This window comes from Bacteroidia bacterium (assembly GCA_040880525.1).
In the GTDB taxonomy this organism is placed as follows: domain Bacteria; phylum Bacteroidota; class Bacteroidia; order CAILMK01; family JBBDIG01; genus JBBDIG01.
Map to the genome: position 1 here is coordinate 17,169 of JBBDIG010000034.1, position 13,523 is coordinate 30,691.

Below are 13,523 nucleotides of genomic sequence, written 5' to 3' on the forward strand. Positions count from 1 at the left end.
AAAAGAAAAATAAATATTTCATCTTTCTTTTCGATCCCATTTTACTGTGAACTGGAATCTAATTCCGGGATAAAAGTAATGAGTCTGAGCGTGTCAAAAAATGGCAAATATATAAGTGGAAAACAGGATGATATAAGTGGATTAAAGCTTTGCCTTCATATTTAATCCGCTCGTGTACGCATCTTTCTGTTTTTTTTACCCTCTTTTAATTCATCTGATTATGCCTTGTCCAGCGCTGCGAGGAAATGCTCCCGCTTTCTTTTGGATACGTCCACCATTGTCCCATCTGTCATCACCACATATCCTCCGTCTCCCCGAACATACTTTTCAATTTCTTCCATATTGACCAGATGGGAATGATGAACGCGGTAAAATCCATAGGCAGACAACAACTCCTCGTATTCCTTGATCTTCTTGCTAACGATAAGCTTCCGGCCATCCTTAAAGTAAAACCATGTGTAACTTCCGTCAGCTTCGCAACGCAAAATATGGCTTACCGGCACAAAGGTAAGCCCTTGCGTTGTAGGCAGGGCAATTTTATGGTTTGAAGATGCTGATTTAAGATTTTGCATGAGCACCTCAAAATTTTTATTTGCCTCGCGGTGGTTCAGGCGCTCTTCCGCTTTAAACACCGCAGCCGTGAGTTCTTCCACATCAATAGGTTTAAGCAGGTAATCTACCGCTGCAAACTTGATCGCTTTCAGGGCGTATTGTTCAAATGCGGTGGTAAAGATTACTTCGAAGTCAGTACTGTCAAGGCTGCTCAGGATATCGAAACCGGTTCCGTTGTTCAATTCAATATCTAAAAAAACCAGTTGCGGTTTTTCATTGGCAATGGCCTCAATTCCACTTTCCACTGAATCGGCTGTGGCAATCACCTTCAGATGTTTACAATACTTCTCTATCAGCGCCTTCAGGTTTTCTCCACTCTTGCGCTCATCGTCAATTATTATGGCCTTTATCATCGCTCTTCATGTTTAGTTCAATTCTCAAATTCGGGCTCAATATACAAGGCTGGATTCTAATGGTATCAGTATTTCTACCCTCGTTCCGGCCGGATTGCCCTTGTCATCTTTTAAATCGGTTATTTTGAATACATGTTTATCGCCCAGTTCATGCAGAATTTCCAACCTGTTTTGGGTCATCTGCATTCCTAATGACTTGTATTGCAATTGCTTGCTTGCTTTGATCATCTGCGCCTTTTCCCTTCCTATCCCATTATCTTCAATTATGCATCGTATCCATTCATTCTCCTTCTTCAGAATAACTTTCAGGTAACCTCTACCTTCCCTATTGATCAGCCCGTGCTTTATAGCATTTTCCACATAGGGTTGGAGCAACAAAGCGGGAACTTCCATATTCTCAGGGTCAATTTCCGGATCCATCTCCACGAGATATTCAAATTTATCTTCAAATCTCAGGGCCTCCAGCTCTACATATAGCTTCAGGGTCTCCAGTTCCTCTTCCAGCGTAATGTAATCCTGGTTGGAATTATTCAGGATCTTACGCATCAGGCTTGAAAATTTAGTAAGATAATTCCTCGCGGCTTCAGGGTCATTGTTGGCTATATAATGCTGGATGCTGGTCAAAGAATTAAATATAAAATGGGGATTCATCTGTGCCCTGAGTGAAGCCAGGCGGGCTTTTACGCTTTCCCCTTCTGCCCAGGCTGCTTTCAGCTTCGATTCCATTACCTGGCTGCGGCTGCGTTGCCTGAAGTTGCGCAACACCAGATAAAAGACATACCCCAGAAATACAAAGCTGAGAACTAAAACCAATGGTAAGAACCACCAGGCAAGCCAAAACGGGGATGCGATGGTAAAAGGGATCTTCTTGCCGGCTGCGTTCCATACACCATCATTATTGGATGCCCGTACATGAAGCATATATTCTCCGGGATCAAGATTGGTGAACGACACAAACCTGTGGGTGCCTGAATATATCCACTGATCGTTCAACCCTTCGAGCTTGTATGCAAACTCATTCTTACCTGGATTGATGTAGTTGAAAGCCGTGAATTCGAAGGAAATGAAATTGCTCTTGTAGTCAAGTACCATTTCCTCGTATTGCCGCAGTTTCTGCTCATAAGGTAAAGGGATGGCCAGTTGCCGGAACATCGCGACCCCAATTTCCGGAACGTATGCGTTCATCTTAATTCGATCAGGATAAAATGCATTCAATCCATTGATGCCACCGAAATACATTCTTCCGTCATCCGCCTTCAGATATGCACCCTGGTTGAATTCATTGCTTTGAAGATCATCAGAATGGTCGAAGTTCTTGAATCTTTGGTTCCATGTCCCTCCATAGCTGAAGATCGTTCCCGGCACCTCGAACCGGGAGATGCCCCGGTTGGTGCTGATCCAAAATGCTCCCTGGCTGTCTTCCAGGATACCGTACACCACGTCATTCGGCAAACCCTCCGCTTCTGACAACGAAAAGAACCGCCCGGTCTCCGGATCAAAATAATTCAACCCACCGCCAAAGGTGCCTACCCAGAGCCGGTTCTTGCTGTCTTCAAAAATTGTCATTACCTTATCATTACTGAGGCTAAAGGGATCGTGAATATCATTGCGGTAATGCTTTGCAATGGTGTGGTGTTCCTTATCATAAAGCGCCAGGCCACCCCCAAAAGTGCCGAACCACAACCTGCCCTTGCTGTCTTCTTTAATGGCAAAAACCGAATTGCTGCTAAAACTCCTGAAGTTGGCGGTATCCACACGGAGGGATCTGAATTTCTCAGTTCGCGGATCAAACCTGCAGAGTCCGTCATCAGTACCGGCCCATACGATCCCCTGTTTATCCACCAAAACAGAATAAAGGAAGTTGCTGCTAATGGTATGTTTCAGCCCCTGTGTCGACTGATAGCTTTTAAATTGCTCTGTCTCCGGATCGAATTTATTCAACCCTCCGCCTAAGGTCGCAACCCAGATATTGCCACTGGTATCCAGCGCCAACCCGCGTATTTTATCGCTGTTCAGACTGCCCGATTTTTTCGCATCAGCCCTATACCAGATGAATTTTTCTGAAATGATGCGTCCGCTGCTATCCCTTTCCTGTACAATTTTATTCAGACCACCGCCTTCCATTCCTACATATATGTTATGCCCGGTGTCCTCCAATAATGCAAAGATGCTATTGTCACGCAGGCCTTTTTTATCTCCCGGTCTTGACTGGTACAGGTCAAACTGGTTCTGACGCCAGTCCATTTTGCTCAACCCTGAGTTAGAAGTTCCTACCCAAATTACTCCGGAGCGGTCCTGGAAAACGGCATCCAGGTTATTACTGCTGAGGCTTCGTGGATCTGCCGGGTCATGGTAGTAATTGAAAAAGCGTTGCTTTTTTTTGTCAAACATGCTGAGGCCGCCATCCGTAGCAATCCAGATCCGGTTTTGATCATCCTGATAAATTTCCTGTATATCGTTGTTGCAAAGGCTGGAAGGGTCTTCGGGTTCATGGAGATACTGCCTGAACGTGGAAGTAACCGGATCATAAAACTGCAGTCCTTTGCTGCTGCCAAACCACAATCCGTGGTCTTTATCCCGGTAAATACAGTTTACAGGATCTGCTTCGTATAGCGAATCTGTTTCCTGTAAAATGTGGGCGAAGGTTTCCTTTTCGGGATAAAAAATATTCACTCCCCGGTCTGTTCCAATCCATAAATAACCTTTTTCATCCTGGAGAATGGAAAATATGCTGTAGCTTTTAACGCCTTCAGGAAGGTAGTTTCTGATGTTGCCTGTTACCGCGTCCAGCCGGGACAGTCCGTGGTTGGTGCCAATCCATATATTACCTTCCTTGTCGCCCGCTATGGTAAATACATTATTGTTTGCGAGGCAATTTTCACAACCGGGTTCCTTTCTATAATGCGTAAAATTTTCGGAGAGGGGATTGTAGCGGGTGAGGCCACCTCCATAGGTGCCGATCCAGAGATTGCGTTGCTGATCGGCATAGAGGCAGTTAACGAAATTGTCCGGAATGGAATGGGTGTCATTCGAACGGTATTTATAATGAACGAATTCGTAGCCATCGAACCGGTTCAGCCCGTCTGCGGTGGCAAACCACATATAGCCGGTGCTGTCTTGTAAAATATCGTATACAGCACTTTGCGACAGTCCCTCATTTACCGAAATGCGGTCGAACCGGAGATCATAGGTTTGTGCGGGGGACAACCCTGGCATCAGAAAAAACAGCGATGCTATCAGTAACTTACTTTTCATGCAATAGGTACAGGAAATCCAATGTTTCACAGGCGAAGGGAATGTCAACCACAGGTTTAATTGCAGCTTGGCGGTTTGCCCATTTGTTTCTATATTCCTCCTTTCCAGGCTTTTTATGGTAATCAAAAAGATTAGAATAGAAATATTTGAAAGATAATATGAGGCGATGGATATATAACCCGTAAGCTCACAAACCGCTGTTGTTGTTCCATAACAGGGCAAAAATCTGACATTACGCGGCAAATATTTTCAATAAATGGCAGCGAATGAGATTTTCCGGTAAGATTTTAAGAGCCCGATTACGGCACGGAAGCCAACACCTCCGGAGCTGATAACAATATCAGGATGGGTATAAATAGAAAATAGCTGCACCCAATTAAGCGTGCAGCTATCTCCCCAACCAACCCAAAAAACAACCTATGATAATTTCTTGCTCTTGCCGCGAAATAAACGGGGCAAGGTGTCTATTTATATATTTTTAATTACTTCCCGTTTGACAATACAAAGATGATCTGCCGCTGCCCTGCGAAAAATTTACATACTGAATTGCTCAAACATCTGTAAGGGAGGGAGCAATAGCGGATCGTTTATTCGTGGTAATCACCCCCGTTTCTGTCTTTCTGCCTCTCCGAGAAGCAGCGGGACTATAAAAAAATAAATTCAGGCATGGGATCAATCAGCTCCAACTCTGAATTTCCTGTCAATCCGTTTTCATTTTTCCTGTCCGAAGCCTGTAATCTAATATCCCTAACCTCCGTCTCTTTTCACCTTTGGTAAAAATCCTGGATTTCCGGTTTCCTTGCAGTCTCTTATAAAATCCCGCTTCACCTCAGGCCGAATATTAATAGTATAGCTGTCATCTCTCTGTCACGGTTTTCGTTGTTATTATAAAATATGTTAATAAAGAGGCGTCTCCAAAAACAATGGCATTAATTTGTGTCTTAATAGAAGATTCCACAGAAACACATATAATATTAAGTCAGATGAATTTTAAAATATTTAAGTACCTGCCGGTTTTCCTGATGGTTTTCACCTTTTGCTCCTATGCGCCCCCAACGGAAAACGACCGCAAAAACACCGTAATGCTGGAGCTGATCATGCAAGGGCTGCAATCCAGCCATTTTGAAGCTATCGAGATCAATGACGAGTTTTCTGAAAAGGCTTTTGATCTGTATCTGGAACGGCTGGATGCTACCAAGCGCTTCCTGGTACAATCTGATGTGGAAAAACTGAAAGCCTACCGTACCAAAATTGACGACCAGATCAGGCAGAATTCCTTTGAGTTCTTCGACTTCTCAGAGGATCTGATCAATAAGCGTGTGAAGGAAGCTGAGGGTTATTACCAAAAAATCCTCAGCAAGCCCTTCGACTTTAAAAAGGATGAGCAAATAGAGCTTGATACAAAAAAACGGGAGTTCCCTGCTGATGAAGCAGCACAGAAAGAGGAATGGCGAAAATATCTGAAATACCAGACAATGACCCGGTTGCTCAATGCGGTGGAACGACAGGAGAAGGCGCTTAAAGAAAACGATGAAACCGTGGAGCAAAAGAAATTTGCAACTCTGGAAAAAGAAGCGCGTGAGGGTGTTAAGAAAAGCCATGACGACCTCTTTTCCCGGCTGAACCGGCTTGAGGAAGAAGACAGGCTCACTGTCTATATAAATGCGATCCTGAATACTTATGATCCGCATACCAGTTACTTCCCTCCTCAGGACAAAGAGAATTTCGACATTTCCATGAGCGGGCAGCTAGAAGGTATTGGTGCAACGCTTCAGGAGAAGGACGGCTATATTACCGTTCAGCGAATTGTTCCCGGAAGTGCATCGCACCGCCAGGGGGAGTTGGAGGTAAGCGATATGATCCTGAAAGTAGGCCAGGGAAGTGATGAGCCGGTTGATATTGTGGATATGCGGCTGGATAAAGCTGTTAAGCTGATTCGTGGAAAAAAGGGCACCGAAGTCCGCCTCACCGTCAAGAAACTTGATGGTACCATCACCGTGATCCCGATCATCCGTGACATCGTAATAATAGAAGAAACCTACGCCAAGTCTGCTCTCCTGAAACATCCGGACAGTGAGAAGAAAATCGGGTACATCCAGCTTCCCAGCTTTTATGCTGATTTCAACAATAAAGGCGGAAGAAGCTCCTCCACTGACGTAGCCAATGAACTGGAAAAACTGAAGGCACAAAATATATCAGGACTGGTGATTGATCTGCGAAACAATGGAGGCGGGTCTCTTCAGGATGTAGTGGATATGGCGGGTCTCTTTATAGAATCAGGACCCATTGTTCAGATAAAGGCACGGAAAGGAGCACCTTATGTTTTGGCGGATGAAGATCCTGCTGTGCAGTATGAAGGACCATTAGTAGTGATGGTGAACGAGTTCAGCGCCAGTGCTTCCGAGATTATGGCTGCTGCCATGCAGGACTACAAACGAGCGGTGATCATGGGAAGCAAATCCACCTTCGGGAAAGGAACGGTGCAGCAATTTGTGGAGCTTGACCGCTTCCTGCCAGCCGAATACAATGATCTCAAACCCCTGGGTTCTGTGAAACTTACGCTGCAAAAATTCTATCGGATCAATGGAGACGCTACCCAATTGCGCGGGGTTACGCCTGATATTATCTTGCCGGATGCCTATCAATATCTCGAAGTAGGCGAAAAGGAACTGGATCATCCTATGCAATGGAGCCAGATTCAGCCCGTAAATTATAGCACCTGGACCACTACCGCGCCTTTGGAAGTTCTGGAACAACAGAGTATGAGCCGGATCAATACCAATCACACTTTTGAAATGGTGCAGGCAAATGCAAGGCGCCTGGATGAGCAAAGCAAGAAAACCCTATATCCGCTCCACCTGGAAAAATACCGCGCCCATCAGGAAAAGGTAAAAGAGGAAGCAGATAAATACAAAAATGTGCAAAAGGAAATTGAAGGATTCACAGTATTGCCCATGCCGCATGCAAATCCTGAAGCAAGCATGGATACCACAAGGATAGCCATGATCGAGGAATTCTATAAGAATATTCGCAAAGATGTTCACCTCTTTGAAGCTACTTCCGTTCTTCAGGATATGAAGTGATCTGGAGTTCGGATCCATCTTCGCCAAAAGCGGGGTGGAGTCAAGGGAACATACATAACATCAGCCGCTGAACTACCTTGTACTTTCAGCGGCTGATGTCGTTTTAGCACGATTCCGGATTTTGCGGGAGAACCCCGGAAGGAGACTCTTGTGGCTCACCCGGCTTTAGTTAACCAGAGTGGCATTCAATTCAATTTCAGTATCCAGTAATTTAGATACCGGGCAGGTTTTCCTTGCTTCTTCTGCCAGTTCTTTGAACTTGGATTCGTCAATATTCTTTATGCCAGCCTTCAAAGTTAAATGCGATTGGGTAATGGTACCTTCCTCAAGCGTAATCTCACATTTTACATCCAGCTTATCGGGTGTATAACCTGCTTTTTCCAAGATGAATCCGAGTTTCATAGCAAAACATCCTGCATGCGCTGCAGCTATAAGTTCTTCCGGGTTTGTCCCATTTTCATCTTCAAATCTGGATTTGGCTGAATAGCGCGCTTTATTAAGCACACCACTTTGGGAGGCCAGGTGCCCGCTGCCTTCTTTGCCGGTCCCTTCCCATATTGCCGTTGCTGATCTTTTCATAATTCTATAGTTTGATTTTTTACCCTAAGAAGCATCCGGCCACTAAAAAGTTCAGGAGCATGAAATAATCGTGGAAATGAAAAAAGCCGGGCACAAAAAAAAGGCGCTGTATAAGCGCCTTCTATATTCAATATCTCAAAACCCATATTATTCTTCAGCGGGAGGAGGAGGAGGAGGAGGAGTTCCCTCGCCCTGTTGTTGTTGCTGCTGCGTGCCCGGAGGTGGTTGGTTCAGGTTTTGAGGAGCCATGCCTTCTACCCGGTCTTCCAGGCGGCTTCGCCTTTCATCTTCCGGTCCCCCCATAGTTGGCATAAAGAAGTTAGAACCCAGGGAAAGGACAATGATCCCAATTGCCAGGTACCATGTGGCCTTCTCCATGAAATCCACGCTTTGGCGTGCTCCCATGATCTGGTTTCCTATGCTTCCAAATGATGCGTTCAGTCCGCCACCTTTTGGATTCTGCGCAAGGATCACTACCACAAGCAATGCGCAGGCGATCATGATAAATATTACTACAAAAGTGAACATGTTAATTTCTTGATTTGTGTCTTAAATCCTTAATAAGGGCCGCAAAGTAACTAAATTTCTCAGGATATTTTTTTCCTAATTTCTCATACATTTCTATGGCCTTCTTCAGGTTACCCTGCTCTGCATTGATCCGTGCCAACGTTTCCGAAAATAGCTCATCATCCTCCTCTGCACTTCGGGTGGCCATCGCGGATGGCGAATAAAACTCAGTTTTGGGCGGTTTTATCCTAGGCGATTCTTCAATGAATTTATCAATGATCTCAGTGACATCTGCGGGTGCCGGTCTGCTTTTGAACTCAAAGCTTAAATATTTTTCCCTTTTCTCTTCAGGAGATACACTCTTTTCCTTCTGCGTATTTTCTACTATGATTTCAGGGGCTCCACTCTCGTCATTATAATAGTGGAGCCATTCAATAAAGCTCTTCCTGCCTGCATCCTCAGGGCTTTCGTCTACCACTGACGCAGGCTGCATCGCAGTATCCTCCGCAGCCGTCACCTCCTCTGAATCCGGAGATTCTTCGGCCTCAGACAGATCTTCATCGGTATCCAAAACCTCCGTTCGTGACTGAACTGTATTTTCCTCTGTATGAACAACTCCAGGTTCTTCAACAACCATTTCGGGTATTTCCTGATCAGACCTATCATTTTCTTTGTCCTCAGAAGGAACATCCGCACTTTCTTCCATCCTCTTTGTCTCCGGTGTGCTTATCTCCGCAACAGGTTCTGCCGTTTGTAAAGCTGGGCTGTCATGCTGTAATGAGGGTTCAGGGAGATTCGTCTCCTCAACTTGTTCCGCGTCTTGCTCCTCAGTGTTTTGAGGCAACTCCGTAAATTCCTCTGGACCGGTATCAGAGGTTTCCGTCATTTCCTCTGCTTCCTTCTCCTTATCTGTACCGGTTTCTGAAACTACGGGAATATCCTCCTCCGTTTTCGTTTCAGCCGCAGTTTCGGCCATCGTTGTTTCTCCCGGAGCGCTGGTTTCTTCCGGAACATTTAATTCAGCAGGGCTTTCTGATTCCGGTTCTACCGCAGTTTCAGCTTCCGGTTCCCGGAATGTGCTGACCGGCTTCTCTTCATCCTTAGCTTCTATTACTTCTTTAATTTCGTTTTCTGCTTCATTTTCTCTTACGGCTGCAGCCTCTTCTTCATTTGATCTTGTCGGTTCATTTTCAACTTCTGGAGTTGGAGCAGGTTTTGCCTTCTCAAGTGATGATGTCGTAGCAACATCCTCTTCGGATTTTTCCGTTGATAAATTCCATGTTTGTTTTGTTTTGTCTTTATATAAAAAATGATAAAGCGCACTGCGGTCAGCGCTATGGGCAGCGGTTGTTTTCAGTGTTTTCTCAAAATTAATTGTATTGCGGTCACTCAGGGTTTTAGTGAACAATGCACGGGCAGAATGAAAATAAGGATATTCCCCAATTACCTGCCTCAGAAGTTCTGATTCTTCCTGGTTCATTGGCTTTTCCGGGTTTTGCAGAAGCTGATGAAGCGTTTCCTTTTTCATTTTACCAATTAATTACTGCTTTATTAAAAATTTCTTGTACAATAATATCTGTAACCTCTTCTACTAATGCATCCTGCACCTGCTGAAGATTTTGCCGGCTATCATAATCAGAGAATGCCGAAAAGTTCTGCTCGAAGCTCTCCTTCTCGTTTTTAGTATTTACAAAGATCACATTTACCTCCATCGTGAAGCGCGTCAGGGAAGCCGTGGTATTGCCCTGGATGGCCACCGGATTGGTGTATATTCTGGTAATGGCCCCGCTAAATTGCATATCTCCATTGTTTCTCACCACGCCCAATTGCGTTTCCCGGATGAATTTGTTCTTGAGTTTTTCGCTGAATGTCTGGCTTACGGCAGGAATGGTTAATGCCGCCTGGTTGGGAAAGGTCTCCACCGAAACCGTTTGGATTGAAGGATCAATCTGTGCTCCGCTCAGCGTATAACTTATGCAGCCGGGGACAAACAGGATTATCCAAATAAGACAAAAAAAGGAAAGATATTTTTTCATTCAATTAATAAATAATTAAATAAACCGACACCGGTGATTCTTAACATTCTTCAAAATTATAATTGAAAAATCCAGCCATAAAGGATGGGGAGCATTTTTACTCCAAATCATATTCCTTAATTTTCCGGTAGAGAGTGCGTTCGGAAATTCCAAGTTCATCTGCTGCAGGCTTGCGTTTGCCTTTAAATTTCTGTAAGGCCTTGCGGATCATATCCTTTTCCACCACCTGCAGAGAAAGTACTTCTTCTGGTTCATCATCTTCGCTAGAGTCCACCAATACTTCCTCCTCACGGAAGCTACTGGGAACGGCATATTCTTCCTGGTGCAATAAAGGCTCGTTCTCATTACTGTGAGCCGCTTTCAGCAGGCGGTGCTTCAGTGGCGAAATATTGTCGTTTATTTCTCTTCCCGTTTCATTTACATTTTTTGCCAATTCATGCATGGTCGCCTTCATTTCTGACAGATCCTTTTTTATTTCAAAAAGAAACTTGTATAGAATTTCACGTTCGCTAAACCCATCGAAACCTGCGGATTGTCCTTGCGGACGTAATGCAATTTGCTGCGAAGGCTCTTCCGGGAGATTATTTTCGATGGCCGCTCCTGTAAGTTTTCTTTCCTGCTCTAACACAGAAAGCTGCTCAACGAAATTCTTGAGCTGCCGAATATTTCCGGGCCATGAAAATTTATTCAATTGCTCCTCTGCTTCCCGGGTCAGCTCCAGGGAAGGTACGCGGTACTTGTAGCTGAAGTCGTTAGCAAACTTGGTGAAGAGCAGGCCGATGTCTTCCTTCCGCTCGCGCAGGGCCGGGATCTTTATGGTTACTGTGCTGAGGCGGTAATAGAGATCATCGCGGAATTTTCCTTCCTGAGTATGCCGGTACAATTCCTTGTTGGTTGCTGCTATTACGCGTACATCGGTTTTTTGCGTTTTAGAGGAGCCCACCTTTATGAATTCGCCTGACTCCAGCACCCGCAGCAGCCGCGACTGCGTTTCCAGCGGAAGTTCACCGATCTCGTCCAGGAAAATGGTTCCGCCATCCACAGTTTCAAAGTAGCCTTTACGGGCTTCGTGCGCGCTGGTAAAGGAGCCTTTCTCGTGTCCGAAAAGTTCCGAATCAATTGTTCCTGAAGGAATCGCCCCGCAGTTTATTGCGATGAATTTTCCATGCTTCCGCTTGCTCAGGCTGTGAATGATCTTGGAAAACGCCTCCTTCCCCACACCGCTTTCGCCAACAATGAGGACGGTCATATCCGTGGGTGCTACCTTCTTTGCCGTTTCAATGGCCCGCAGAAGCACGGGCGAATTACCTACAATTTCGAACCTGTTCTTAATACTTAAAATTTCTGGATCCACTTCTTAATTTTTAATTGAGATGTTTATTGTCCTATTAAAAGAATGTTTAAACTTTTCATTTTCACGGTTGAAATATTTTCCTTTTTTAATTTTAAATGCCAATTATATCCTGGTGTTTCCAGCCAGTAAGGATTAAGTTTCTATTAAACGGATTTAACCTCATGAATAGCCACATCCTTTTCCACGATCTTGCCCAAGAGTGTAGCACTGGTACAGTCATGCACTGCCACCTGCACGTAGTCGCCCCTTTTGTATCCTTCTGCCTGGAAGACGATCATTTTATTCTGGTCATTCCGTCCTTTCAGCATTTCATCTGATTTTTTCGAGGTTCCTTCAATCAGCACCCGGAATGTTTTGCCGATATCCTGCCTGTTGCTTTCTTCTGAATTTTGCTTTTGAATGGCGATCACTTCCTGGAGTCTCCGTTTTTTTACAGCTTCCGGTACATCATCAGCGTAGCGCTTTGCGGCCAGCGTTCCGGGCCTTTCACTATACATAAACATGTAAGCAAAGTCATACTGAACCAACTTCATGAGGCTCAGTGTTTCCTGATGCTCATCCTCCGATTCGCTGCAAAACCCCGTAATAATGTCCGTGCTAAGTCCCATATCCGGAACAATGCTGCGGATCATCTGCACCCGGTCAAGGTACCATTCGCGGGAATAGCCCCTGTTCATCAATTCCAAAACCCTGGAACTCCCTGCCTGTACAGGAAGATGGATGTAGTTGCAAATATTTTTGTAACGGCTCATGGTTAGGACTACCTCTTCCGTAATATCTTTGGGATGTGAAGTTGAAAATCTCACACGGAGCAATGGATTCACTTGTGCCACCATTTCCAGCAGGTTTGCAAAATTGACCTCATCCCCGGTTTCGGCTTTGAGACAATAGGAATCTACGTTCTGGCCGAGCAGCGTTACCTCACGGTAGCCCCGGTTGAAGAGATCTGTCGCCTCTGCAACAATGCTGTGAGGATGGCGGCTTCGCTCCCGGCCACGTGTAAAGGGGACCACGCAAAACGAGCACATATTGTCGCATCCGCGCATGATGCTGATAAAGGCCGTTACCCCGTTGCTGTCCAGCCGCACAGGACTGATGTCTGCATAGGTTTCTTCGCGGCTGAGGAATACGTTTACCGCCTTTTGGCCGGTTCCCGCTGTACCAACCAGGTTGGGCAGCTCGCGATATGCATCCGGTCCGGCCACGAGGTCTACGATCTTCTCCTCTTCCAGCAGTTTCTGCTTGAGGCGTTCAGCCATACATCCCAGCACTCCGATCACCATATCCGGCCGCTTCAGCTTCAGGTGCTGAAAGTTCTTCAGCCTTTCCCGGATCCGCTGTTCCGCTTTATCGCGAATTGCGCAGGTATTGATGAACACAACATCCGCCTCTTCTATGAGGGGTGTTGGTTCAAAACCGTTTTCTATCATCACAGAAGCTACTATCTCGCTGTCAGAGAAATTCATTTGGCAGCCGTAGCTTTCGAGGTATAATTTCTTGCCCGCGCCCGGTGCCGGTGCTCCGGCTGTAAAAATCTCTCCCTGGCGTTTCTCCTCAATCTTCTTATCTAATATTAATTCTTGCATATCCTTTTTATTAGCCTCTTCTTCTGAAACGGAAGCGCAAAAGTAAGAAAAATCAAGCCTCTTTGCTGACAAGATGGCAGGAGATTATTGGGCGATTCAGGAGGTTCCTGTGCGTGAAGAGTGCAAAGAGCTTATTATGCTTAGGCAGGTCAGGCGGA

General features: G+C 45.3%; 9 protein-coding genes. 1 reads left to right on the top strand and 8 read right to left on the bottom strand.

Translation table 11 applies throughout. The annotated features are described in order from the left end of the window. Window positions 1-218 precede the first annotated feature (218 nt). Entirely contained in the window at window positions 219-965 is a 747-nt protein-coding gene (locus tag WD077_09720) for a LytTR family DNA-binding domain-containing protein (GenBank protein MEX0967505.1), read from the bottom strand. Window positions 966-1,001: 36 nt separating this feature from the next. Beyond that, window positions 1,002-4,220 (bottom strand): two-component regulator propeller domain-containing protein, encoded by a 3,219-nt coding sequence (locus tag WD077_09725; protein ID MEX0967506.1) that lies wholly within the window; start codon window positions 4,218-4,220, stop codon window positions 1,002-1,004. A 983-nt stretch (window positions 4,221-5,203) separates the two neighbouring features. On the opposite strand from WD077_09725, the gene WD077_09730 reads away from it, so the two are divergent. Beyond that, a complete protein-coding gene (locus WD077_09730) occupies window positions 5,204-7,303 on the top strand; it encodes a carboxy terminal-processing peptidase (protein MEX0967507.1) in 2,100 nt (699 codons plus the stop codon). A 165-nt stretch (window positions 7,304-7,468) separates the two neighbouring features. Here WD077_09730 and WD077_09735 read toward each other — a convergent pair whose 3' ends face one another. From WD077_09735 to miaB, 6 genes are all read right to left on the bottom strand, one after another. Continuing rightward, window positions 7,469-7,882 (bottom strand): OsmC family protein, encoded by a 414-nt coding sequence (locus WD077_09735; GenBank protein MEX0967508.1) that lies wholly within the window; start codon window positions 7,880-7,882, stop codon window positions 7,469-7,471. Window positions 7,883-8,029: 147 nt separating this feature from the next. Then, window positions 8,030-8,410: a preprotein translocase subunit SecG gene (gene secG / locus WD077_09740; protein ID MEX0967509.1), complete on the bottom strand. Its 381-nt coding sequence runs from the start codon at window positions 8,408-8,410 to the stop codon at window positions 8,030-8,032. 1 nt (window position 8,411) lies between these two features. Beyond that, the gene (locus WD077_09745) at window positions 8,412-9,917 is read right to left on the bottom strand and encodes a hypothetical protein (protein MEX0967510.1); all 1,506 of its coding nucleotides are present in this window, start codon (window positions 9,915-9,917) and stop codon (window positions 8,412-8,414) included. A 1-nt stretch (window position 9,918) separates the two neighbouring features. After that, the gene (lptE, locus tag WD077_09750; protein MEX0967511.1) at window positions 9,919-10,425 is read right to left on the bottom strand and encodes an LPS assembly lipoprotein LptE; all 507 of its coding nucleotides are present in this window, start codon (window positions 10,423-10,425) and stop codon (window positions 9,919-9,921) included. A gap of 97 nt (window positions 10,426-10,522) precedes the next feature. Beyond that, window positions 10,523-11,779: a sigma-54 dependent transcriptional regulator gene (locus WD077_09755; GenBank protein ID MEX0967512.1), complete on the bottom strand. Its 1,257-nt coding sequence runs from the start codon at window positions 11,777-11,779 to the stop codon at window positions 10,523-10,525. Between the two features lie 143 nt (window positions 11,780-11,922). After that, window positions 11,923-13,365 carry a tRNA (N6-isopentenyl adenosine(37)-C2)-methylthiotransferase MiaB gene (miaB, locus tag WD077_09760; GenBank protein MEX0967513.1) on the bottom strand — a complete coding sequence of 481 codons (1,443 nt, stop codon included), beginning with the start codon at window positions 13,363-13,365 and terminating at the stop codon, window positions 11,923-11,925. Window positions 13,366-13,523: the final 158 nt, after the last annotated feature.

Bases quoted from the DNA above. Each gene is read 5' to 3' on its own strand.
- lptE (MEX0967511.1), bottom strand. From the start codon at position 10,425: ATGAAAAAATATCTTTCCTTTTTTTGTCTTATTTGGATAATCCTGTTT.
- miaB (MEX0967513.1), bottom strand. From the start codon at position 13,365: ATGCAAGAATTAATATTAGATAAGAAGATTGAGGAGAAACGCCAGGGA.
- WD077_09735 (MEX0967508.1), bottom strand. From the start codon at position 7,882: ATGAAAAGATCAGCAACGGCAATATGGGAAGGGACCGGCAAAGAAGGC.
- WD077_09725 (MEX0967506.1), bottom strand. From the start codon at position 4,220: ATGAAAAGTAAGTTACTGATAGCATCGCTGTTTTTTCTGATGCCAGGG.
- secG (MEX0967509.1), bottom strand. From the start codon at position 8,410: ATGTTCACTTTTGTAGTAATATTTATCATGATCGCCTGCGCATTGCTT.
- WD077_09720 (MEX0967505.1), bottom strand. From the start codon at position 965: ATGATAAAGGCCATAATAATTGACGATGAGCGCAAGAGTGGAGAAAAC.
- WD077_09745 (MEX0967510.1), bottom strand. From the start codon at position 9,917: ATGAAAAAGGAAACGCTTCATCAGCTTCTGCAAAACCCGGAAAAGCCA.
- WD077_09730 (MEX0967507.1), top strand. From the start codon at position 5,204: ATGAATTTTAAAATATTTAAGTACCTGCCGGTTTTCCTGATGGTTTTC.